The organism is Phenylobacterium sp., from assembly GCF_013822795.1.
Lineage (GTDB): Bacteria > Pseudomonadota > Alphaproteobacteria > Caulobacterales > Caulobacteraceae > Phenylobacterium.
Window position 1 is genome coordinate 47,893 of the sequence record NZ_PNLB01000007.1, and the last position, 21,121, is coordinate 69,013.

General features: G+C 66.5%; 24 protein-coding genes and 2 tRNA genes. 5 read left to right on the forward strand and 21 right to left on the reverse strand.

The features are described 5' to 3' along the window. Positions 1–16: 16 nt before the first annotated feature. The 9 genes from C0481_RS07885 to C0481_RS07925 form a co-directional block, all read right to left on the reverse strand. Complete coding sequence (locus tag C0481_RS07885) at positions 17–445, reverse strand: PaaI family thioesterase (RefSeq protein WP_293402396.1); 429 nt, start codon at positions 443–445, stop codon at positions 17–19. Next, the gene (locus C0481_RS07890; RefSeq protein WP_293402399.1) at positions 438–866 is read right to left on the reverse strand and encodes a DUF192 domain-containing protein; all 429 of its coding nucleotides are present in this window, start codon (positions 864–866) and stop codon (positions 438–440) included. Before C0481_RS07890 ends, C0481_RS07885 begins: the two co-directional genes overlap by 8 nt. Before the next feature lie 206 nt (positions 867–1,072). Continuing rightward, entirely contained in the window at positions 1,073–1,672 is a 600-nt protein-coding gene (locus C0481_RS07895) for a cold-shock protein (protein ID WP_293402401.1), read from the reverse strand. A 167-nt stretch (positions 1,673–1,839) separates the two neighbouring features. Continuing rightward, positions 1,840–1,914: transfer RNA gene (locus C0481_RS07900), tRNA-Glu, on the reverse strand. A 124-nt stretch (positions 1,915–2,038) separates the two neighbouring features. Next, positions 2,039–3,838 carry a single-stranded-DNA-specific exonuclease RecJ gene (recJ, locus tag C0481_RS07905; protein WP_293402403.1) on the reverse strand — a complete coding sequence of 600 codons (1,800 nt, stop codon included), beginning with the start codon at positions 3,836–3,838 and terminating at the stop codon, positions 2,039–2,041. Between the two features lie 3 nt (positions 3,839–3,841). Continuing rightward, on the reverse strand, positions 3,842–4,795 hold the full coding sequence (glpX, locus tag C0481_RS07910) for a class II fructose-bisphosphatase (RefSeq protein WP_293402405.1): 954 nt from the start codon (positions 4,793–4,795) through the stop codon (positions 3,842–3,844). A 45-nt stretch (positions 4,796–4,840) separates the two neighbouring features. Next, on the reverse strand, positions 4,841–6,130 hold the full coding sequence (locus tag C0481_RS07915; protein WP_293402407.1) for a homoserine dehydrogenase: 1,290 nt from the start codon (positions 6,128–6,130) through the stop codon (positions 4,841–4,843). Then, on the reverse strand, positions 6,127–7,347 hold the full coding sequence (locus tag C0481_RS07920) for an LL-diaminopimelate aminotransferase (protein ID WP_293402409.1): 1,221 nt from the start codon (positions 7,345–7,347) through the stop codon (positions 6,127–6,129). Before C0481_RS07920 ends, C0481_RS07915 begins: the two co-directional genes overlap by 4 nt. A gap of 114 nt (positions 7,348–7,461) precedes the next feature. Then, a complete protein-coding gene (locus C0481_RS07925; protein ID WP_293402411.1) occupies positions 7,462–7,860 on the reverse strand; it encodes a hypothetical protein in 399 nt (132 codons plus the stop codon). A gap of 161 nt (positions 7,861–8,021) precedes the next feature. Between C0481_RS07925 and phaC the strand changes: the two genes are divergently transcribed. Further along, positions 8,022–9,950, forward strand: a complete 1,929-nt coding sequence (gene phaC, locus C0481_RS07930; RefSeq protein WP_293402413.1) for a class I poly(R)-hydroxyalkanoic acid synthase — start codon at positions 8,022–8,024, stop codon at positions 9,948–9,950. A 23-nt stretch (positions 9,951–9,973) separates the two neighbouring features. Then, positions 9,974–10,915 carry an alpha/beta fold hydrolase gene (locus C0481_RS07935; protein WP_293402415.1) on the forward strand — a complete coding sequence of 314 codons (942 nt, stop codon included), beginning with the start codon at positions 9,974–9,976 and terminating at the stop codon, positions 10,913–10,915. Here the strand turns inward: C0481_RS07935 and C0481_RS07940 are convergent. From C0481_RS07940 to rplM, 6 genes are all read right to left on the reverse strand, one after another. Next, positions 10,912–11,490, reverse strand: coding sequence for a histidine phosphatase family protein (locus C0481_RS07940; protein ID WP_293402417.1), 579 nt, complete (start codon positions 11,488–11,490; stop codon positions 10,912–10,914). The genes C0481_RS07935 and C0481_RS07940 overlap by 4 nt on opposite strands. 9 nt (positions 11,491–11,499) lie before the next feature. Then, on the reverse strand, positions 11,500–11,982 hold the full coding sequence (gene msrB / locus C0481_RS07945; protein ID WP_293402419.1) for a peptide-methionine (R)-S-oxide reductase MsrB: 483 nt from the start codon (positions 11,980–11,982) through the stop codon (positions 11,500–11,502). A 39-nt stretch (positions 11,983–12,021) separates the two neighbouring features. Further along, a complete protein-coding gene (locus tag C0481_RS07950; protein ID WP_293402421.1) occupies positions 12,022–12,462 on the reverse strand; it encodes a GNAT family N-acetyltransferase in 441 nt (146 codons plus the stop codon). Beyond that, the gene (gene argC / locus C0481_RS07955) at positions 12,459–13,439 is read right to left on the reverse strand and encodes an N-acetyl-gamma-glutamyl-phosphate reductase (RefSeq protein WP_293402423.1); all 981 of its coding nucleotides are present in this window, start codon (positions 13,437–13,439) and stop codon (positions 12,459–12,461) included. The genes C0481_RS07950 and argC overlap by 4 nt, the downstream gene beginning before the upstream one ends. A 92-nt stretch (positions 13,440–13,531) precedes the next feature. Further along, complete coding sequence (rpsI, locus tag C0481_RS07960) at positions 13,532–14,002, reverse strand: 30S ribosomal protein S9 (protein ID WP_056019023.1); 471 nt, start codon at positions 14,000–14,002, stop codon at positions 13,532–13,534. Between the two features lie 5 nt (positions 14,003–14,007). Continuing rightward, positions 14,008–14,481, reverse strand: a complete 474-nt coding sequence (gene rplM, locus C0481_RS07965) for a 50S ribosomal protein L13 (protein WP_267230177.1) — start codon at positions 14,479–14,481, stop codon at positions 14,008–14,010. A gap of 217 nt (positions 14,482–14,698) precedes the next feature. Here rplM and C0481_RS07970 point away from each other — a divergent pair, with 217 nt between their 5' ends. After that, positions 14,699–16,135 carry an alkaline phosphatase PhoX gene (locus C0481_RS07970; RefSeq protein WP_293402431.1) on the forward strand — a complete coding sequence of 479 codons (1,437 nt, stop codon included), beginning with the start codon at positions 14,699–14,701 and terminating at the stop codon, positions 16,133–16,135. On the opposite strand, the gene C0481_RS07975 is transcribed toward C0481_RS07970, so the two are convergent. Continuing rightward, positions 16,132–17,163, reverse strand: coding sequence for a COX15/CtaA family protein (locus tag C0481_RS07975; protein ID WP_293402433.1), 1,032 nt, complete (start codon positions 17,161–17,163; stop codon positions 16,132–16,134). The genes C0481_RS07970 and C0481_RS07975 overlap by 4 nt on opposite strands. 139 nt (positions 17,164–17,302) lie before the next feature. Between C0481_RS07975 and C0481_RS07980 the strand changes: the two genes are divergently transcribed. Together C0481_RS07980 and C0481_RS07985 are read left to right on the forward strand one after the other, a co-directional pair. Further along, positions 17,303–17,551, forward strand: coding sequence for a GlsB/YeaQ/YmgE family stress response membrane protein (locus C0481_RS07980; protein WP_293402435.1), 249 nt, complete (start codon positions 17,303–17,305; stop codon positions 17,549–17,551). 39 nt (positions 17,552–17,590) lie between these two features. Then, positions 17,591–17,788, forward strand: coding sequence for a DUF2842 domain-containing protein (locus C0481_RS07985; protein ID WP_269625859.1), 198 nt, complete (start codon positions 17,591–17,593; stop codon positions 17,786–17,788). Positions 17,789–18,016: 228 nt separating this feature from the next. On the opposite strand, the gene C0481_RS07990 is transcribed toward C0481_RS07985, so the two are convergent. The 5 genes from C0481_RS07990 to plsX all read right to left on the reverse strand — a co-directional run bounded on the left by C0481_RS07990 (position 18,017) and on the right by plsX (position 21,092). Then, positions 18,017–18,093 (reverse strand) — tRNA-Pro (locus tag C0481_RS07990). Between the two features lie 89 nt (positions 18,094–18,182). Beyond that, positions 18,183–18,593 carry a MerR family transcriptional regulator gene (locus C0481_RS07995; RefSeq protein WP_293402439.1) on the reverse strand — a complete coding sequence of 137 codons (411 nt, stop codon included), beginning with the start codon at positions 18,591–18,593 and terminating at the stop codon, positions 18,183–18,185. Positions 18,594–18,606: 13 nt separating this feature from the next. Next, the gene (locus C0481_RS08000) at positions 18,607–18,909 is read right to left on the reverse strand and encodes an integration host factor subunit alpha (RefSeq protein ID WP_056019003.1); all 303 of its coding nucleotides are present in this window, start codon (positions 18,907–18,909) and stop codon (positions 18,607–18,609) included. Between the two features lie 149 nt (positions 18,910–19,058). After that, on the reverse strand, positions 19,059–20,039 hold the full coding sequence (locus C0481_RS08005) for a beta-ketoacyl-ACP synthase III (protein ID WP_293402442.1): 981 nt from the start codon (positions 20,037–20,039) through the stop codon (positions 19,059–19,061). Continuing rightward, on the reverse strand, positions 20,040–21,092 hold the full coding sequence (gene plsX / locus C0481_RS08010; RefSeq protein ID WP_293402444.1) for a phosphate acyltransferase PlsX: 1,053 nt from the start codon (positions 21,090–21,092) through the stop codon (positions 20,040–20,042). It lies immediately after the preceding gene. Positions 21,093–21,121: the final 29 nt, after the last annotated feature.

A 21,121-nucleotide genomic window follows, 5' to 3' on the forward strand; every position in this document is an offset into this window, starting at 1 on the left:
AATCGCGCGCCGGTGCTTAGCCGTGGCGCCGCATCAGTTTGAACACCGCCGAACCGCGTACGACGTCAGTGCCGGCAACGTGCGCCCGGGCCTCCACGAACGCGACATCGCGCGTCGCGCGCGTCACCCGGGCCTCCCCCATCACCCATTCTCCGACCCGCGCCATGTGCAGGAAATCGATGGACAGGTGAATCGTCACCGCCGTCTGCCGCGCGGCGCGGTACACGGCCGCGCCCATCAGGCCATCGAGAAAGGCCGTCAGCATGCCGCCGTGCACCAGGCCAAGGCCGTTAGCGTGGCGCGGCAGCGCGTAGAACGCCTGCTCGGTCACCTCGCCCATCTCGGCGCGATGAAAATAGGGACCGTTGTGGCTCGAGAACGGGCCACGGCTTCCCGACGGCACGAATCCGGGCGGCGGCTCGGGAACGACGTCTTTTTCAGTCACGCTTGAAAATCCGATGCTCGATGCGGTCGCCTGGCATCAGGCCGATCTCCCCGGCTCGCCCGCCGGCAAGCTCCAGGACGCCGACCACGGGGCCGCCCGACGGAATCGGGGCCTCCGACAGCGGCGTGGTGTTACGTGCAATCGACAGCACAACGCCGTCGGCGCGGATGTAGATGATGTCCAAGGGGATCAGCGTGTTCCGCATCCAAAACGCCACCTCGCGCGGCGTCTTGAAGTCGAACAGCATGCCGCGGTCGGGCGGAACGTCCTTACGGAACATCAGCCCCTTCTCGCGCTCGGCGTCGGTGTCGGCGATCTCGACAAAGAAGCGCGTGCGCCCGGTCGGCGTCACCGCCTCCAGCGCCTCGAAGCCGGCGGGCGGCTTGCCGACAGCTCCGCCGACCGACGTCGCAGACGACACGGTCTGTGCGGCTGCCGCCGGCGCGGCGCGCGCAGACGCTTCCTGCGCCGCCGGTTCCTGCGCACAAGCCGCTAGAAGCGACAACGCACCGACAAGCACAGTCAGGCCGCGTCGCAGCCTCATCTGACTAGGCACCGGAAACCTCCGAGCTATGGGTCCGGAGCGCGACGGACGCCGCGCCCCAAGGCAGAGAGTTCCGAAGAACTCTAGGCCAGACCTACAGACTCGATCTCGGCGACGACAAGCCCCTTTGGCCCCTCGGCGAACCGCACCATGACATCGTCGCCCGGCTGCAGGTCCTCAATACCGGACCGCCGCAGGGTTTCAATGTGCACGAAGATGTCGCCGCTCTCCCCGTCGCGGACTACGAAGCCGTAGCCTTTGGCGCGGTTGAACCACTTCACCTTGGCGCGTTCCAATGGGCCGCGCGGAGTCAACGGACGGCGCGCCGGACGGGCGCCGAAGCCCCCGCGATCGAAACTGCGCCCGTGATGCCCCTCGTCTTGTCGTCGGCGGTCGGAGGGCGGTGGAGCGGAACTCTCGTCCACCTCCAACACCTCTGCAACCTGCCACCCCTTTGGACGCCGGATCACATCACAAACGATCACCGCGCCTTCAAGCGCGCTTTCGCGCCCCGAATTGCGAAGACTTGTGACGTGAAGCAAAACGTCCTTGAGCCCCGTTTGATTGGGGTCGTCAGGAACGACAAATCCATAGCCCTTGCCGGCGTCGAACCACTTCACACGCCCGCTGATCCGCACGGCTTCTTCGTGTGGACCTACTCCCTCGAATTCGTAACCAGACATCTGCCCCTCTGGCCCCGGTCTCCCCCCGATCCTTTCGGATATGGCCAACTCGAACAGTGTTCTCGTTACGCTAGTGCCGTCAATGGGGCATTTTACAAGCAACACACGCGTCGGTCGTAATCCTCGCGCCAGCGTGGTGAACTCTGCTTTTTTGGGGAGCCTCGCGGTGGCAGTCCCTAGGGGAGTCGAACCCCTCTCTCCAGGTTGAAAACCTGGCGTCCTAACCGATAGACGAAGGGACCGCGTCCGCGAGAGCGGTGTCTATATGGGCGAATCTTCGGGTGCGCAAGCGCCTTGCTCAAACCTTTTTCAGCACGGTGTTATTCGAACGCCAGGCGAAGTCGCCAAGGCCTTCTGGCTCAAGGCTCAGCCGACGCGGCGAGGGTCTGCGACGTCTTCGATTTCAAGTTCGACGCTCTCGCGTCCCTGCCAGTCGTCGGGCTTCAATCGGCCGGCGACATGGATCGCGCCGGCGCCGCTCAGCAGCGTACGTCCCAGATCAGTCTCTTCAGCCCGCCAGGCCACGGCTTTGAGACGACCGCCAGAGCCGTCGGTCAGCGTGACTCGCACATGCCCGCCGCGCAGGGCCATCGGTCGCTCGACGCGGACGTTGGCGGCCGCGAACATCGGCTCAGGATTGCCTGGCCCGAACGGCGCCATCGCCTGAAAGGCCTTCCAGAGCCCGCGGTCGGCCCCGCCGGCGGTGACCAGCGCATCAATATCCAAGGCGTCCTCGGCGGCCGCCACTTCTGCTTCCGCGGCGACACGGTCGTTGAGGAACGCCCTCAGATCAGGGATGAGCTCCGGCCGCACCGACAAGCCGGCGGCCATGGCGTGGCCGCCCCCCGCCAGCAACAGCCCCTCGTCGAACGCCGCCTGCACGGCGCGTCCGAGGTTCACACCCGGTTGGGAACGCCCAGAGCCCTTGCCCACGTTCGCGGCGCGGTCGATCCCGATCACCAGGGTCGGCTTGCGATAACGCTCGCGCAGCCGGCTTGCGACGATGCCGATCACGCCCGGATGCCAACCATCAGCGGCCACGAGCGCCATCGGGGCATCGGCCTGGTTGCTTTCCCGCTCCACGATGCGGACGGCCTCGTCGAAGATTTCCTTCTCGACCTCCTTGCGTGAAGCGTTGAGCCCGTCGAGTTCGGCGGCCAAGGCGGCAGCCTCTTCCGGGTCGTCCGTCGACAGCAGTCTTGCGCCTAGGTCCGAGCGACCGATACGGCCGCCAGCATTGATGCGCGGCCCCAGGATGAACCCCGCATGGAACACGCTGGCAGGCCCCGAGCCCTTGGCGACATCCAGCAGCGCCTTCAAACCCGGGTTGCGCCAGGCGGACATCACCTTCAGCCCCTGGGCGGTCAGGGCGCGATTGAAGCCCACCAGCTGGGTGACGTCGCAGATCGCGCCGAGCGCGGCGAGGTCGAGCCACTGGCGCAGGTCAGGCTCCGGCCGCCCCTCGAACAGTCCCCTGCCCCGCGCCTCGCGGTTCAGGGCCGCCAGCAGCACGAAGGCCACGCCCGCGGCCGCCAGGACGCCTTGGCCGGACTCGCAGCCCGGACGGTTGGGGTTCACCAGGGCCGCGACGTCCGGGATCTGCTCGCGCATCAGGTGGTGGTCGATCACCACCACCTCCAGGCCGATCTCCTTGGCGCAAGCCAACGCCTCGTAGGCGGCCGCCCCGCAGTCGACGGTGACGACGAGGTCGACGCCAGATTCGCGAATTTTCCGGAACGCCGCCGGCGACGGCCCATAGCCCTCTGTCATGCGATCGGGGACGTAGATCGGCAGTTCCTTGCCCATGACTCGGAACCAGCGGACCAATTGGGCGGCGCTCGAGGCGCCGTCCACGTCGTAATCGGCGAACACGGTCATCGGCCGGTCGGCCAGCAGCGCGTCGATCAGGATCGAGGCGGCCCGATCCATGTCGAGAAAGCTCGACGGATCGGGAAACTGCGCTTTCAGCGTGGGATTGAGATAGGTCTCGCCGCCCTCGGCGCCGACCCCGCGCGAGGCCAGCGCCCGCGCCAAAGGTTCGGAAAGCCCGAGCGCCAGCTGGTGGCGGCGCACCACAGAGGGTTCAGCTGGACGCTCGCGCCACGCACGGCCGGTCAACGACCGTGCGACGCCGAGATAGCCCGCAGCCGAACCCCCGTCGGGCACGGCCTAGACCGGCCGCTTCATCCGCACTTCACGCACGGTGCGGGTCGACGAATTCATCACCAGGGTATGGGTGTGGACGAAACCGTCCTCATAGGCCACGCCGTCCAGCAGAGCGCCATTGGTGACCCCGGTCGCCGCGAAGATCGCGTCGGCGCGGACCATCTCGTGAAGGTCGTACTTCTTGTCGAGGTCGGTGATTCCGACTCGCGCCGCGCGCGCCTTTTCGTCCGCGTTGCGGAACACCAGGCGCCCCTGGAACTGACCGCCGACGCACTTCAGCGCCGCACAGGCCAAAACGCCTTCCGGCGCGCCGCCCTGACCGATGTAGAGGTCGACCCCGGTGGTCGGATCCGAGGTGTTGATCACGCCGGCGACGTCGCCGTCGGTGATCAGATAGACGCGCGCGCCCACCGAGCGGACCGAGGCGATGATCTCGGCGTGGCGCGGACGATCCAGCACGCAAACCGTGATTTCCGAAGGATCGACGTCCTTGGCCTCGGCCAGCGCCTTGACGTTCTCAGCCGGCGACTTGTCGAGGTCGATCACGCCCGCCGGATAGCCCGGACCGCAAGCGATCTTGTCCATATAGGTGTCGGGCGCGTTCAGCAGGCTGCCCTTCGGCGCCCAGGCCATCACGGCCAGGGCGTTGGCCATCGCCTTGGCCGTCAGGGTCGTGCCTTCCAGCGGATCGAGCGCGATGTCGATGGCCGGGCCTTTGCCGCTGCCGACCTTCTCACCGATGTAGAGCATCGGAGCTTCGTCGCGCTCGCCCTCGCCAATCACGATCTCGCCGTCGATGTCGAGATCGTTCAGGGCCGTGCGCATGGCGTCCACGGCGGCTTGGTCAGCAGCCTTCTCGTCACCACGCCCGACCAGCTTCCAAGCGGCGATCGCGGCGATTTCTGTCACCCGGACCGCGTCCAGAACCAGACCGCGATCCAGATCTTGCGAACTCATCTGTCTCTCCCAGCACCTCGAAGGGCGCAGATTATCCTTGGATTCTTATATGCGGGCGATCCGCAAGAGGCGCGGTCTTTCCAGCACAGCCGGCAGATTGGCGATGCGGTCGATCGCCGCCGTCAGCACCGACTCGGCCACCGCGTGGGTGGTGAGCACGATCGGCACGCCCGCGGCGTTCTCCACCGGCTTCTGCAGGAAGCTCTCGATCGAGACGCCGGCCTCGGCCAGCGTCTCGGACACCGCGGCGATGACGCCCGGCTCGTCCTTGACCAGGAAGCGCAGGTAGGCGCGGCTCAGGCTGCGAGCCGGATCAACCGGGGTGAACGGCTTGAGCGACTTCGCCGGGGCCTGGAAGACGGGACGCTTGGCGCCCGTCATCACGTCGGCGATGTCGGCGGCCACCGCGGCGGCGGTCGGCCCGGAGCCGGCGCCCGGCCCCTGGATAAAGATTCGGCCGATCCGCGTGCCCTCGATGAAGAGCGCGTTGAGCGCGCCGCCAGCCTGAGCCAGCGGATGGCTCTGGGCCACCAGCGTCGGGTGGACGCGCACCAGCACGCCCTCGTCGGAGCTGTCGGCCGAGGCGATGAGCTTGATCTTGTAGCCGAGGTCCTTGGCCAGCTGGATGTCCAGCAGCGCGACCTGGTCGATCCCCTCGATCTCGGCCGCCGCATAGTTGGGCGCGCAACCGAAGGCCAGGGCGGCGAGGATCGAAATCTTGTGCGCGGCGTCGAAGCCGCCGACGTCCATCGTCGGATCGGCCTCGGCGTAGCCCAGGCGCTGGGCCTCGGCCAGGACGTCGGCGAACGAGCGGCCGCCGGTGTCCATTTCCGAGAGGATGTAGTTGCAGGTTCCGTTGAGGATGCCGGCCACCGACTTGACGTCGTCGCCGACCATGGCCTCGCGCAGCATCTTCACCGCCGGGGTGCCGCCCATCACGGCGGCCTCGAACAGCAGCGGCACGCCCTTGGATTCGGCCAGGGCGGCGAGTTCCGCACCATGCTCGGCGATCAGCGCCTTGTTGGCGGTCACGACCGGCTTGCCCGCGTGCAGCGCCGCTTCGACGGCGGCCTTGGCCGGGCCGTCCGAGCCGCCGATCAGTTCGACGAAGATGTCGACATCCGACGACTTCGCCAGTTCGACCGGGTCATCATACCAAGGCAGGTTCGAGATATCGAACGGACGCGGCCGCGACCGTGAGCGCGCCGAAACCCCCGTCACCACAGCCTTGCCACCGGCCGGGGCGAACCCGGCTTGATCCGACAGGAAGTTCAGCAGGCCGCCGCCGACCGTACCCAGGCCCGCGACGCCGACCCGCCACTCAGTTTTACTCATTGCGCCGCCATAGTGTTGTGGGCCCGGCCGAGGATCTCATCGGCATTGGCCAGGAACTTCTTCACGTTGCGCGCGGCCTGGCGGATGCGGTGCTCGTTTTCCACGAGACCGATACGCACGTAGCCCTCGCCATACTCGCCGAACGCCACGCCGGGAGCCACGGCCACGCCGGCCTCCTCGATCAGCAGCTTGGCGAACAGCATCGAGCCGGCTTCCCGGAACTTCTCCGGCAATGGCGCCCAGGCGAACATCGAAGCCGGCGGCGGCGGGATGTCCCAGCCAGCGCGCTTCATCGACGACACCAAGGTGTCGCGCCGCGACTTGTAGATCGCGCGGATCTCGTCGACGCAGTCCTGCGGGCCGTTCATCGCTGCGGCCGCCGCAACCTGGATCGGCGTATAGGCGCCGTAATCGAGATAGGATTTCACCCGCGCCAGGGCCGCGCACATGCGCGCGTTGCCGACGACCATGCCGACCCGCCAACCGGCCATGGCGTAGGTCTTCGACAGCGAGTTGACCTCGACCGCGATGTCCTTGGCGCCCTCGACCTGCAGGATCGACGGCGGCGGGTTGTCTTCGAAATAGATCTCCGAGTAGGCGATGTCCGAGAGCACGAGCATGTCGTGCTTCTTCGCCAGGGCCACGGCTTCCTTGTAGAAGTCGAGGTCGACCCACTGCGCCGTCGGGTTCGACGGATAGGACAGGATCAGCACGCTCGGCGGCGGCGCGGAGTGTTTCACGGCGCGGCTGATGCCGGCCAGGTACTCTTCCGGCGACGGCGCAGGCACGTGGCGGATGACCCCGCCGGCCATGATGAAGCCGTAGGCGTGGATCGGATAGGCCGGGTTCGGGCAGATGACGACGTCGCCCGGCGTGGTCAGCGCCTGGGCCAGATTGGCGAAACCCTCTTTCGAACCGAGCGTCGCAATGACCTCGGTGTCGGGGTTCAGGTCGACGTCGAAGCGCTTCTTGTAGTAGCCGGCCATCGCCTTGCGTAGGCCAGGAATGCCCTTGGAGGCGGAGTAGCGGCCCGCTTTTGGATCGCGCGCCGTTTCGATCATCTTGTCGACGATGTGCTTGGGCGTCGGCATGTCCGGGTTGCCCATGCCGAAGTCGATGATGTCGACGCCTTCGCCGCGAAGCCGCGCCTTGATGCGGTTCACTTCTTCAAAGACGTACGGCGGAAGGCGGCGGATACGGTGGAATTCGGGAGTCATTTTGAGCTCTGGCCGCGACCCTCGCGGCGGTGGGGAGCTGAAGTCGCGCATGGATAGCCCCCGTGGCGGGGCCAGCCAAGCAGGTTCAAGGTCTTTTATGCCCCCGCAGCCGCATCACCTCGGCGACGGAGGCGGTGTAGCTCGTTCCCGTAGTTCCTTGGCGAACGCCTCACTGGACGGCGTGGTCGAGGTGTCAGCCCCGACATCGGGGCCAGCCTGCGAGCGCGCGCGCGCCACAAAACGCTCTGTCCCGGTCAACGTCCAGGTGTTCGGCGCAGTGGCCCGATCAACCTTCGCGCGGGCGATCTCAAGCTGATCAGCCGCCTGGCCCCAGGAGGCCAGAGGCCGCTGCGCCGTCGTCGGCACCGGCGGCGGAATATCGGCGAAAGTCGGAAAGGCGCGCGACTCATGCGCCATCCGGGCCACGTCGTCCGAGACTGAGGAATTGGCGTCGACCTTGGCCTCAGCGAACGGATTGGCCGCGCAACCGGCCGTCAGCACGGCGACCGCCATGCAGCCGAGCACCCCCCGAGCGGAGGCTCCGAGCGACGAACATGCAAAAAGTCGAAGCGGCGCGTTCATTTCCTTCCCGGTCTTATGCCACTATCGCGTCGGGCGGAAGAGCGTGGGCGCTTTCGCTTCAAAGGAATGCGCATACGGGAGGACAACGGGCGATGAGCGATCAGGCCACGGCGCCGCCGAAAGCCAAGGTGAAGAAGAAGGCCAAGGCCGCCTCAAAGGCGAAGACGGCCGCTCCCCCGCCTCCGGAGATGGTCCCCGGGCAGGCGCCGCCCGCAGCGGCGGCCGCGCCGAGCTTCGAACAGCTCAGCGCCGAACAGCGCGACATGGTTGAAAAGCTCTCGACCAATCTGGCCCGCGCCGCGCTCACCGCCCAGGGCGCCATCGCTGAAGCGGCGCTTCGCCAGGCCGAGCGCCCGGCCGGACTACAGCCCGACCCGTTCCACGTGGCCCCGGCCCTCACCGACGTCATGGGCCGCCTGATGGCCCAGCCTGACCGCCTGATCCGCGCGCAGGCCGACCTCTTCCAGCGCTATCTCGAGCTTTGGCAGTCCGCCGCCAGGCGCGCTGGCGGCGAGACCGTCGAACCGGTGGTGCAGCCGGAACGCGGCGACAAGCGGTTCAACGACCCCGACTGGGCCGAAAACCCGGTGTTCGACGTGATCAAGCAGTCCTATCTGCTGACCTCGAACTGGCTGAACGGCTTGGTCGCCGAGGTCGACGGCGTCGACGCCATGTCCAAGCGCCGCGTCGAGTTCTTCATGAAGATGCTGACCGACGCCTTCTCGCCCTCGAACTTCCTGGCGTCCAATCCCGCGGCGCTGCGCGAGGCGATGACCAGCCGTGGCGAGTCGCTGGTCAAGGGCATGGAGAATTTCGCAGCGGACCTGGCGCGCGGCGGCGGTCAGCTGGCGATTAGCCAGACCGACTATCAGATGTTCAAGATCGGCGAGAATGTCGCCACGGCGCCCGGCAAGGTCGTCTTCCAGAACGAGATCCTGCAACTGCTGCAGTTCGATCCGACGACCGATCAGGTGCACGAGATCCCGCTGCTGATCTTCCCGCCCTGGATCAACAAGTTCTACATCCTCGATCTGCGGCCCGAAAACTCGATGATCCGCTGGCTAACCGGCCAGGGCTTCACCGTGTTCGTCGCCTCGTGGGTGAATCCCGACCCGACGCTCGCCGATAAGACTTTCGAAGACTACATGCACCAGGGCATCTATGCGGCCACCGAGGCGGCGATGACCCAGGCCGGCGTCGATCGGGTCAACACCGTCGGCTACTGCATCGGCGGCACCCTGCTCTCTTCGTCGCTGGCCCATATGGCCGCCAAGAACGACCCGCGGATCTCCTCGGCCACGTTTTTCGCGGCCCAGCAGGACTTCGCCGAGGCCGGCGATCTGCTGCTGTTCACCAACGAGGACTGGCTGAGCGACCTTGAGAAGCAGATGGACGCCGCCGGCGGCGTGCTGTCCGGTCAGGCGATGGCGGAGACTTTCAACTCGCTGCGCGCCAACGACCTGATCTGGTCGTTCTTCGTGAACAACTATCTGATGGGCAAGGAGCCCAAGCCCTTTGATCTGCTGTTCTGGAACTCCGACCAGACCCGCATGCCCAAAGCGCTGCACCTCTTCTACCTCCGCAAATTCTACGGGGAGAACGCGCTGTCGAAGGGCGAGCTGGTGCTCGACAACGTCAAGCTCGACCTGAAGAGCGTCAAGACGCCGGTCTATGTGCAGTCCTCCAAGGAGGACCACATCGCCCCTGCCCGTTCGGTCTATCGCGGCGCCAAGCTGTTCGGCGGCCCGGTGACCTTCACCCTTGCCGGTTCGGGCCACATTGCGGGCGTCATCAACGCCCCGGTCGCCAATAAGTATCAGCACTGGACCAACGGCGATCTGCCCGATTCCGTCGAACAGTGGATGGGCGGCGCGGTCGAGACGCCGGGCTCCTGGTGGCCGCACTGGGCCGAATGGCTGCGCGCCAAGTCCGGCGGCCTCGTTCCAGCGCGAAATCCAGCGACGGGCAAGCTCGCCCCTATCGAAGAAGCCCCCGGCTCCTATGTGAAGGTCAAGTCGTAGGCGGCTGAGCGTTCGGGGGCGTGATGTTCAAGACGATGGCGCTGGGGCTGGCGGCTCTGCTGGCCCTGTGGATCGGCGCGGGTCTCGGGGTCGTCGCCCTCTCGGGCTCGTTCGAGCCCAGCGGCCGCTATATCGACATCGGCGGGCGCAAGTTACGGCTGGTCTGCGCAGGGCCGAAGTCCGACCTACCGGTGATCTGGATGGAGGCCGGCGCGTGGGGGCTGGCCGCTGACTTCGCGGCGATCCAACAACGGCTGGCCGCCAAGGGCATCCGGTCCTGCGCCTATGACCGCGCCGGCATGGGTTTCTCCGACCCGGGTCCGAAACCCCGCGACAGCGCCGCGGTCGCAGCTGACCTCGCCAAGCTGATCGCCGCTTCGGGAGAACGCGGACCGTTCGTATTCATGGCCCACTCGATGGCCGGTCAGCACATCCGGCAGTACGCTGGCCAGCACCCTGAGCAGGTCGCCGGCCTGGTGCTGCTCGAAGCGACGACTCCAGAGATGGCTGAGCGCCCAGAGGCCCAGAAGTTCCTCCACCGCGTCCAAATGGTCGCCCGGGCCAGCGCGATCGCCGGCAGCCTGCAGCTCACCAAGATCGCCTACTATATGGGCGACCGCATTGGCCTGCCGCCGCAAGGCCAGGCCGAGAAGCGTCACGCCTTCGTCTCCGGCCGCCATGCGCGCACCGCTGCCCACGAAGTGATGGTCTGGCCGCAGGGCGCCGTGCAGGCCGCCGCCGTACCGCTTGACCCCAAATGGCCCGTGGCGGTCATCACCGCTGGGAACGCCGAACTGATGGCGGGGTGGAACGTCGTCCGGCGTGCGCCCGAGCGAAATTCACGCGCCGGCTACTACGAGAACGAGCCGGCCGCCCAGCACGCAAGCTTGCTCGGCCTGACCCATTCCGACGCCGTGCTGCGCGGGGTCGACCACGTCCTCGCCGCACTGGCCAAGACGCCTTAGTCGGGAATCGCCTGCCAGGTCCGGCGGATGGCCAGCGTCCGCCGGTCGATCTCCAGCCAACAACCGCCGCCTGGATGCGCCGGCCGATCTTCCTGGCCGATTTCCACGCCTTGAAGGCTGGCCGCCAGCAGGCGTCCGACGCCGCCGTGCGAGACCACGAGAATGTCGCCCGTCGACTGTTCATTCGCGACTAGGCGCTTCACCGCACGGACGATCCTGTCCTGGGCGGCGCGAGCGGGCTCCCATCCCCGGATGCTCTCGTCAGGATGCTGGAAGAAGAGCTCGACAACCTGCCAGAATTCCGGCGGCGCGAGGTAGCCGGTGGACGAGCGATCGTTCTCGCCAAGCTCGGCGTCGATCACGTGAGGGATCCCGAGCACCGTCGATGCGATAGCCGCGCCGTCCGTCGCCTTACGTTCGGCGCTTGAATAGACCGCTGTCAGCCCTTGGCATCTGGCGTCGCCGATAAATCGCTCCATTCGTCGCCGGCCGACATCGGACAGCCCCCACTCGGCAATCGGGACCGCCGGATCGATGATGACTTCAGGATGAGTCAGGAAGTAAAGCGTCGCCATGGCGCGAAGCTAAGCGGGTATGAACCTCAATGCATCGCCATTGTTGCAGTAGCGCAGGCCCGTCGGCCGTGGGCCATCCGGGAAGACGTGGCCCTGGTGCCCCAGGCAGCGCGCGCAGTGGTATTCGGTGCGCGGCACGCCGATGGCGAAGTCGGTCTTCTTGCCCAGCGCGCCCTTGATCGCGGTGTAGAAGCTGGGCCAACCGGTGCCGCTCTCGAACTTCCACTGCGATGCGAACAGCGGCAACGCGCACCCAGCGCAGACGTAGGTCCCTTTCCGCTTTTCCTTGTTGAGTGGACTGGTGCCGGCCATCTCGGTCGCCTCGCGGCGCAGGACATTGTAGGTCGGCGTGTCGAGCCGCCGACGCCAGTCGGCGTCGGACAGCTTGCGCCACGGTGAAGCCGCGTAGGGATCTTCATTGGCGAGGGCCAGCGCCGGTGCGAACGCCAGGGCTGATCCCATCAGGAAGGCGCGTCGGTCGATCTTGCTCATGCAAGGAGATACGGCGCTCTCCTTGGACCGGATGCAAGCCTAGCGGCCGGCCCAGCGGTAGAGGGCATCCGGCGTCTTTTCTTCGTTGTCTGCCCCGTCCGTCAGGCGGACGAGTTCGAAGCCGCGCATCTCGTAGAATCGTCGGGCCCGCGCGTTTTGCTGGAACGTCCAAAGTTCGCGCGCAGTCCCATCCTCAAGCGCCTTCGCCAGCAGCTGCGGCCCGAGGCTTCGCCCCTGATGATCGGGATGTACGTAGAGGTGGCTCACCCAGCCTGGCTTGAACGCCACGTAGCCGACGATCACGTCGCCGGCTTCAGCGACCCAGACCTCGTTTTCCAGAAACAACCGCTCGCTGAAGAACCACAGGTCCTCCTCGGCCGTATGGAGCTCAGGCAAGTACGGCAACGATACCCGCATGACGTGGCGGTGCAGCCGGGCGACCGGCGCCGCATCAGCGGCGATCGCCCGGCGCAGGATCACAGCCCCTCGCCTTCCGCCAGGCCGAGGATCAGGTTCAGGTTCTGGACCGCGGCCCCGGACGCGCCCTTTCCCAGGTTGTCGAGCACGGCCACCAGCCGCGCCTCGCCCTCAGCCTCATTGCCAAACACGTAGAGCTTCATGCGATTGGTGCCGTTCAGCGCCTCCGGATCGAGATCGGCGTTGTAGCCGGCCGCTCCTGAGCGAGCCTTTTCAAGCGCCGCACACTCGGCCTCCGAGGCCACCGACACGAAAGCCTCGCCCTCATAGGCGGCGGCCAGCGAGTCGCGCAGCGCGCCCAGGGTCGGCCGCTTGGGCATCGCCCAGAGATGAAGCGGGATCTCGACCAGCATGCCCTGAGCGTAGCGCCCGACAGCCGGCGCAAACAGCGGCCGATGTTGCAAGCCGGTGTAGCCCATCATCTCAGGCAGATGCTTATGGGTCAGCGTCAGGCCGTAGGCGCGGTAGGCGTCCTGAGTGCCCTTCGGCGCAGGCTGCTGCTCGAACTCCTCGATCAGCCCGCGACCGCCGCCCGAGTAACCAGAGACGCCGTGCACGCTGAGCGGCGTGTCGGCCGGGACCAGCCCGTCCCGGACTAGGGGCGCCATCAGGCCGATGAACCCGGTCGACCAGCAGCCGGGATTGGTGATGCGCTTGGAAGCCACGATCGCCTCGCGATGCCCCGGCTTCCATTCCGGAAAGCCGAACACCCACGCCGAGTCCACCCTGTGCGCGGTCGACGGGTCGACGATCTTCACGGCCGGATTGGTGATCAGCGAAACAGCCTCGCGCGCGCCGTCGTCGGGCAGGCAGAGGATCGCAGCGTCCACGCCGTTCAGCAGTTCGGCCCGCGCGGCCGGATCCTTTCGCTTGGCCGGATCGATCGAAACGAGCTCGAGATCGCGACGGCCTTCAAGCCGCTGCCGGATCTGCAGGCCGGTGGTGCCGGCTTCGCCATCGATGAAGACTGTATGGGCCATGGTCGGAAATCCAGAACGGGTGGATCAGATAGCAGAAAGGGCGCCTCGGTTTCCCGAAGCGCCCTTCCCAAACGCGATTTCTCGCGCAGCTCTTAGCGCTTCGAGAACTGGAAGCTGCGGCGGGCCTTGGCCTTGCCGTACTTCTTACGCTCAACGACGCGGCTGTCGCGGGTCAGGAAGCCGTGCGGCTTCAGGACCGGGCGCAGCGCCGGTTCGTAATAGGTCAGAGCCTTGGACAGGCCGTGGCGGATCGCGCCAGCTTGGCCCGACAGGCCCGAGCCTTCAACCGAGACGATCACGTCGAACTGGCCGACGCGGTCGGTCACTTGGAACGGCTGGGCGATCATCATGCGCAGCACCGGGCGAGCGAAGTACACTTCCTGGTCGCGGCCATTGATCGTGATCGTGCCCTTGCCGGGCTTAATCCAGACCTTGGCGATCGCGTTCTTGCGCTTGCCGGTCGCATAGGCGCGGCCTTGAGCGTCGATCTTCGGCTCAGCCGGAGCAGCCTGCGGGTTGGACGAGAGGCCTTGCAGGGCCTCGAAACCTTGGGTCTCGGACATCTGTCTTACAGGCTCCGCACGTTCTTGGCGTTCAGCGAAGCGAACGCGATGGTCTCGGGGTTCTGCGCTTCGTGCGGATGCTCGCCGGCATTGTAGATGCGCAGGTGCGTCATCTGCTTGCGGGCCAGCGGGCTTTCCTTCGGCAGCATACGCTCAACGGCCTTTTCCAGGATGCGCTCCGGATACTTGCCGCCGAGGATCTTGTCCGCGGTGCGTTCCTTGATGCCGCCCGGATAGCCGGTGTGCCAGTAGTAGGTCTTGTCCTGCAGCTTCTTGCCGGTGAACTTCACCTTGTCGGCGTTGACCACGACGACGTAGTCGCCGCAATCGACGTGCGGGGTGTAGTCCGGGCGGTGCTTGCCGCGAAGACGCATGGCGATGAACGAGGCGAGACGGCCGACCACGGCGTTCTCGGCATCGATCACGATCCACTTCTTCTCGACGTCGGCGGGCTTCAGCGAAGCCGTCGTCTTCATCATGGGAACGGGTCCGTTAGGTTGGCGGGACGAGAAAGGTCCCGGCGAGGGCGCGGCTAGTACGGGGTTACCAACCGCCTGTCAACACCAATTGCATCGACTGAAGCGCAACGCGTTGCCACACAAGGCTTTGCCGCATCAGGTATTATAATACCGCCCGTTTCGGCGCTCAAGCTTCTATGGTCGCGGCCTGTCCCACAGTCCAGCTGGAAAGTCCTTCATGTTCGCGTCGCGCCGCCAGTTCCTTCAGACCGCTGCAGCCTCGGCCGCCTTCTCTGGGCTGGCGCGCTATGCGAACGCCCAGGTCACGGCCGACTCGGAGGACTACTCCAGCCCCGGCTATGCCAGCGAAGTCCACGGATACGGGCCGCTGCGCCGCGATCCGGCTGAAATTTTCGACCTGCCCGAGGGCTTTTCCTACGCGGTGATTTCCCGCGCCGGCGACAAAATGGACGACGGCCTTGTCGCCGCCGGCAAGATGGACGGGATGGGTTGCTTCCCAGCCGGCCGAAATCGGGTCGCCCTGGTCCGCAATCACGAGATCAGCCCCCCACCCCGCGACGTCCAGATCACCGCTTTTGGCGACGACCGCAGCCTGGCCGGCAAGGTCGACGCCGCCGACCTCTACGACACCGACAGCGGGGGCCTGCCCCTGGGCGGCGGGACCAGCACGCTCATCTACGATCTGAAGACGCGAGAGTTGAAGGCCCAGCACCTCAGCCTGGCGGGTACTGCAGTCAACTGCGCCGGCGGCGTGACCCCATGGGGATCGTGGCTGACCTGCGAAGAGACCGTCGTGAAGGCGGGTCAGGGCGTGAAGAAGGACCACGGCTGGGTCTTCGAGGTCCCGTCCCGCCTGCGCGGCCTGGCCGAGCCGGTCGCCCTCACCGGGATGGGCCGCTTCAAGCACGAGGCCTGCGCCGTCGATCCGCGCACGGGCGTCATCTACATGACCGAGGACGAGATCGACGGCAAAGGACTGTTCTATCGCTACCTGCCCAATGACCGGCGCAAGCTGCAGGCTGGCGGCCGCCTGCAGGCGCTAGCGGTGGTCGGCGACGGCGACCCGCGCAACTGGGATGCAGTCTCCTGGAAGCAGGGCGATTGGCGCAACGTGCGCTGGGTCGACCTGGACGGCGTCGACAACCCCAACAACGACCTGCGCCAACGCGGCAAGGCGGCCGGCGCCTCCTGGTTCGCCCGCGGCGAAGGCATATTCTTCGGCCAAGGCGAGCTTTACTTCACCTGCACCAGCGGCGGGCCGAAGTACCACGGCCAGGTGATGCGCTACGTGCCGAGCGCCCACGAGGGCCAGCCGGGCGAGATTGATGAACCCGGCCGCCTGCAACTGTTCGTCGAGCCGTCGGACATCCGGGTCATGGAGATGGCCGACAACCTGGCGATCTCGCCATGGGGCCATATCGTCACCTGCGAGGACAAGGTCGGGGGCACCAACTATCTGCGCGCCATCACGCCGAAGGGGCAGGTCTATACGATCGGCCGCAACGCCCAGACCCTGGCCGGCGCCAAGATCCGCGGCACGTCGGAGCTAGCCGGCGTCTGCTTCTCGCCCGACGGCTCGACCCTGTTCGTGAACATCTACGCGCCCGGCTGCACGCTCGCGATCACCGGGCCGTGGAGATCCCTTCAGGCCTAGGGACGGCGGACGCGCCAGGCGAAGGCCACCGCAAGCGAAAGCACCAGCGCGGCCGTCACCTGGTGCGCCATCCCCAGCCACACCGGGACGCCGGCGACCAGGGTGATGACGCCCAGCAGCGCCTGCAGCAGGATCGTCCCGCCGACGGCCAGAGCCAGCAGCTTGGCCTCGGCGGGCAGATATCGCGAGCGCGAGGCCACCCAGGCCATGACCAAGCCGACGACCGTCAGCAGGTAGGCCACGATGCGGTGGTTGAACTGCACGGCGGCCTGACTGTGCGCCAGCGTCGCCCAGAGCCCGTCATTCGCGTAGTCCTGTGGGAACAGTGCGCCGTTCATCAGCGGCCAGTCGTTGTAGACGAACCCAGCGTCGTTGCCGGCCACCAGGGCCCCCAGCAGGATCTGGAAGAAGATCAGACCGATCAAGGCCCAGGCGCCTCGCATCCAGGCGCTGGGCACGGTCTGGCGTGGGGCGCCGGACCAAGCGTCCAGCGCCGTCCAGACCAGCGCGCCGAGCAGGGCGAACGCTAGGCCAAGATGGATCGCCAGGCGCTCCGGGGCCACTGAGACCCGATCGACGAGCCCGCTGGCGACCATCCACCAGCCGACTGCACCCTGCAGTCCACCCAGGACGAACAGGCCTGCGCACCGCACGATGAGTCGCCGCGGCAGCTCCCGACGGATCAGGAAATAGGCGAACGGCAAGGCGAACGCCGCGCCGACCAGACGGCCGAGCAGCCGATGGCTCCACTCCCACCAGTAGATCGCCTTGAAGGCCTCCAGGGTCATGCCCTTGTTGACCTGCTGGTACTGCGGGATCTGCTTGTAGAGCGCGAACTCGTCGGCCCAGTCCTGAGCCGACATCGGCGGCAGCGTGCCCGTGACGGGCTTCCACTGGGTGATCGACAGACCCGAGTCGGTCAGGCGCGTCGCCCCTCCGACGACCACCATCGCCAGCACCAGGACGGCCACTATGGACAACCAAATCGCGACCGGGCGTGACCGATCGGAACGAAGGAACGAGGTCATGACTTAAAGTGCAGGCTCTTCAGGGCGTTCTTACGGCGATCCGCTATCGGAGATCGCGTCGCAGGTCCATGCTCGGAAGGCGGAACCACGGAAGCTTGACTGCATTTTGGGGAGTGGATCTCAACCAGAGGGCAAGACAATGCAGGGCGTGGGTATCATCGGGTGGATCGTCATCGGCATCGCCGCTGGCTTCGTCGCCGAAAAAATCATGAAGCGCGACCATGGTCTGATCACCAACCTCCTCGTCGGGGTGGTGGGCGCGTTGCTCGGCGGTTGGATCGCGGGCCTGGTCGGCTTCAGTTTCGGCGGCTGGATCGGCAGTTTCATCGTCGCCACGATCGGCGCGGTCCTGCTGCTGTTCCTCTTGGGGCTCATCAAGAAGCGCTAGGGGCTTAACGGCGCGCGCGCCGGCGCCTATAGGCATGGCATGAGCGCGCGCGTCCGGAAATTCATCGGTGGAATCGGCATCGTCCTGTTCCTGGGCTTCTACGCCTGGATCATGACGATGATCGGAGAGCGGTTGCCCGACCATTGGGCTGCACAGCTGGCGTTCTACGGAATCGGCGGCCTCGCCTGGGGCGTGCCGATCCTGCCGCTGATCAGCTGGATGAACCGCGGCCGGTGACGAGGCCGCCCGCAGCGGGCGACCGACACGTCATGCGCTGGCGCGGCAGGTAGCGATAGCCGAGATCCAGGCTGAACTTGTCGCTGACAGGAAAGGCGCCGCCGACCGGCGCCGTCGCTGGTCGCTGGTCGCTGGTCGCTGGTCGCTCTCGCCCGCGCATCCGCTCGCTGGGCGCAAGCTCGATCACGAAGGCAGGGGAAGAGACGACCATGAAGGTCAATTCGCCGATGGTCGGAGCGACAGGATTCGAACCTGCGACCCCTTGACCCCCAGTCAAGTGCGCTACCAGGCTGCGCCACGCTCCGACATCGGCGAGCGGCCCTTCTAACCACTTGGGCACAGCGGGCAAGCTGTATTTCGAAATCCGACCACGATCGCGCTCGGAAGCGTGACCTCATCCCTTGTCCAGCAACAGATCCAGTCGTCGCTTGGCGCTTTGCAGGTCGTCCAGCGCGAACAACAGGCGCTCGCGGCCTTCCTCGGTCAGGTCGTTGTTGGCGAGATCCAGGGCCAGGCCCTGGCGCGGGCCGACGTCCCCGTCGGCGGCGGCGAGAAGCCGTTTCAGCCCCTGCTCCTTGTGGAGCTTCTGCACGCCCTTGATGGTATAGCCGGCGTCGTGCAGCAGCACGCGAACGCCGCGCAGAACCGCAATGTCCTGCGGGCGGTAGAATCGCCGGCCGCCCGCGCGTTTCATCGGCCGGATGAAGGAGAATTTCGTCTCCCAGAACCGCAGCACATGCTGCGGAACGTTCAGCTCGTCGGCTGCTTCCGAGATCGTCCGAAAAGCGTCCGGCCCCTTGGCCACGTGGCCGCCTTCCTCACTTCGCCAGGGCGCGGTCCACCCGCGCCTTCATGACCTGGGAGGCCCGGAAGCCGATCACTCGGCGCGGCTCGATCGCCGCCGGTTCCCCGGTCTTAGGATTACGGCCCATGCGGGCGCGCTTCTCGCGCACCTGGAAGACCCCGAATCCGGAAAGCTTCACCTGCTCGCCCTTTTCGAGAGCCTGGGCCATGAGTTCCAGCGTCCGCTCGACCAGCTCGGAACAATCCTGCCGGGTCAGCCCCACTTCCTCATGAACCGCCTCGCACAGGTCGGCCCGCGTCACAGTAGCGCCTTTCATGAACGCCCCTACCCCGAAAAACACCGTTACTCTAATAGTCGACCCGCCGTCACTACCTGATTGTCACATCAGGTCAAAGACTTCAGGCCGCTCTCCTGAATGCACCCTCGCGCCTACGCGCGCCAGACGCAAGCGTCTCGCAACAAACGTTACAGTCGAACGACGCAGGCGCCCCAGGTCAGACCGCCGCCCATCGCTTCCAGAAGCAGCATCTGACCAGGCTTGATCCGGCCGTCCTGCGTGGCCTTCCACCACGCGAGCGGGATCGACGCCGCCGAGGTGTTGGCATGCTCGGAGACGGTTGAGACCACTTTCGATTCGTGGATGCCGACGCGCTTGGCGACACCCTCCAGGATCCGCTGGTTGGCTTGGTGCGGAATGAACCAATCGACGTCCTCGACCGCAACGCCGGCGTCGGCGGCGGCGGCGAAGATCGCCTCGGAGATGTTCACCACGGCATGGCGGAAGACCTGGTTGCCTTGCATGCGCAGATGACCGATCTGGCCGTTGGTCGACACCCCGCCGTCGACATAGAGCAGGTCCTGCTTCGTGCCGTCGGCGCGGAGCGCAAAGCCGAGCAGGCCGCGGTCCGCCGTGGTGCCCTCGCCTTCCTGCGGTTCGAGCACGACCGCACCGGCGCCGTCCCCGAACAGGACGCAGGTCCCGCGATCGGTCCAGTCCATCAGGCGGGTCATGGTCTCGGCGCCGATGACCAGCGCACACTTGGAGCGGCCGCGGGCGACAAAGCCGTCGGCGGTCGACAGCGCGTAGACGAAGCCAGAACAGACGGCCTGCACGTCAAAGGCCACGCCGACCGGGCACCCGAGCTTGCGCTGGACGATGGTGGCGGTCGCCGGGAAGGTCAGGTCCGGCGTGGTCGTCGCCACGATGATGAGGTCGACGTCGGCAGCCGTCTTGCCGGCCGCCGCGAGCGCCATGCGGGCCGCCTCGACGGCCAGGTCCGACACGGGCTGATCCTTGGCCGCGCGATGGCGCTGGCGGATGCCGGTTCGCTCGACGATCCACTCATCGGAAGTGTCGACGAACTCGGCCAGATCGGTGTTGGTGACGATCTCGTCGGGCAGATAGCCCCCGACGCCGGTCACGACGCTACGCAGAACTTTGGTCACTCAGGCGGCTCCATCCACGGCCGGCGGCTGTTGTTCGGCCACCGCGGTGGTGAGCCGCGTCATATTCCGTTCGATCTCCGCTGCGAAGTCGCTTTGAGCGAGTTTCGAGGCCATGCGGATCGCAGCGGCGATGTCCCGGTCTGACGCGCCGCCGTGGCTCTTCACCACCACGCCATTGAGGCCAAGCAGAGGCGCCGCGGCGTCGGGACTGAGCTTCTCGCGGAACTTCAAAAGGCCCGAGCGGGCCATCAACGTCCCCAGCTTCGCGGTCAGAGTGCCGGTGAGCGCCGCGCGCAGTTCGCCGGCGAGATACTTTGCAGTGCCCTCCGCGGTCTTCAGGGCGATATTGCCGGTGAACCCGTCGGTGACGACCACATCGACCTTATTCTGCGAGAGCTCGTCACCTTCGACGAAGCCGCGATAGTCCAGGTCGAACTTGCCCGAGCGCAGAATGGCGTGCGCCTGGCGCACCTCCTCGTGGCCCTTCATGTCCTCGGACCCGACGTTCAGCAGCCCGACAGTCGGCTTGGCCACGCCATGAGCCGCGCGATGGAACGCCTCGCCCATGATGGCGAATTCGACCAAGCGCTCGGCGTCGCAATCGACGTTGGCGCCGACGTCCAGGACCGTGGTGGTGCCCTTCACGCCCGGCCACCCGACGACCAGGCACGGACGCTCAACGTCCACGCTCATTCGCAGAATCAGCAGCGAGATGGCCATCAAGGCGCCAGTGTTGCCGGCCGAGACAGTGCCGTCGGCCTCGCCGGATTTCACCGACTGGATCGCGGCCCACATCGAGGTGCCCTTGCCCCGGCGCAGCGCCTGGGCGGGCTTCTCGTCCATAGCCACTACGCGGTCGGCGTGGCGAACCTCAACCCGATCCTTCAGGGCAGGATGCTTGGCGAGCTCGATCGAAATAGCCGCCTCGTCGCCATGCAGCAGAAAGCGGAGCGCGGGCGCCTCAGCCGCAGCCAGGGCGACGCCAGGGACCACGACGGAGGGACCGTGGTCGCCCCCCATTGCATCAATTGAAATGGTCAGGGATTTCGTCACGGCGCCGTTTCACCCCTCACAGCGTCGCG

What these genes read in the sequence shown, in the direction of transcription:
- C0481_RS07895 (WP_293402401.1), bottom strand. Translation starts at nt 1,672, where the DNA reads ATGTCTGGTTACGAATTCGAGGGAGTAGGTCCACACGAAGAAGCCGTG.
- glpX (WP_293402405.1), bottom strand. Translation starts at nt 4,795, where the DNA reads ATGAGTTCGCAAGATCTGGATCGCGGTCTGGTTCTGGACGCGGTCCGG.
- C0481_RS07915 (WP_293402407.1), bottom strand. Translation starts at nt 6,130, where the DNA reads ATGAGTAAAACTGAGTGGCGGGTCGGCGTCGCGGGCCTGGGTACGGTC.
- C0481_RS07920 (WP_293402409.1), bottom strand. Translation starts at nt 7,347, where the DNA reads ATGACTCCCGAATTCCACCGTATCCGCCGCCTTCCGCCGTACGTCTTT.
- C0481_RS07925 (WP_293402411.1), bottom strand. Translation starts at nt 7,860, where the DNA reads ATGGCGGTCGCCGTGCTGACGGCCGGTTGCGCGGCCAATCCGTTCGCT.
- phaC (WP_293402413.1), top strand. Translation starts at nt 8,022, where the DNA reads ATGAGCGATCAGGCCACGGCGCCGCCGAAAGCCAAGGTGAAGAAGAAG.
- C0481_RS07935 (WP_293402415.1), top strand. Translation starts at nt 9,974, where the DNA reads ATGTTCAAGACGATGGCGCTGGGGCTGGCGGCTCTGCTGGCCCTGTGG.
- C0481_RS07940 (WP_293402417.1), bottom strand. Translation starts at nt 11,490, where the DNA reads ATGGCGACGCTTTACTTCCTGACTCATCCTGAAGTCATCATCGATCCG.
- msrB (WP_293402419.1), bottom strand. Translation starts at nt 11,982, where the DNA reads ATGAGCAAGATCGACCGACGCGCCTTCCTGATGGGATCAGCCCTGGCG.
- argC (WP_293402423.1), bottom strand. Translation starts at nt 13,439, where the DNA reads ATGGCCCATACAGTCTTCATCGATGGCGAAGCCGGCACCACCGGCCTG.
- rpsI (WP_056019023.1), bottom strand. Translation starts at nt 14,002, where the DNA reads ATGTCCGAGACCCAAGGTTTCGAGGCCCTGCAAGGCCTCTCGTCCAAC.
- rplM (WP_267230177.1), bottom strand. Translation starts at nt 14,481, where the DNA reads ATGATGAAGACGACGGCTTCGCTGAAGCCCGCCGACGTCGAGAAGAAG.
- C0481_RS07970 (WP_293402431.1), top strand. Translation starts at nt 14,699, where the DNA reads ATGTTCGCGTCGCGCCGCCAGTTCCTTCAGACCGCTGCAGCCTCGGCC.
- C0481_RS07975 (WP_293402433.1), bottom strand. Translation starts at nt 17,163, where the DNA reads ATGACCTCGTTCCTTCGTTCCGATCGGTCACGCCCGGTCGCGATTTGG.
- C0481_RS07980 (WP_293402435.1), top strand. Translation starts at nt 17,303, where the DNA reads ATGCAGGGCGTGGGTATCATCGGGTGGATCGTCATCGGCATCGCCGCT.
- C0481_RS07985 (WP_269625859.1), top strand. Translation starts at nt 17,591, where the DNA reads ATGAGCGCGCGCGTCCGGAAATTCATCGGTGGAATCGGCATCGTCCTG.
- C0481_RS08000 (WP_056019003.1), bottom strand. Translation starts at nt 18,909, where the DNA reads ATGAAAGGCGCTACTGTGACGCGGGCCGACCTGTGCGAGGCGGTTCAT.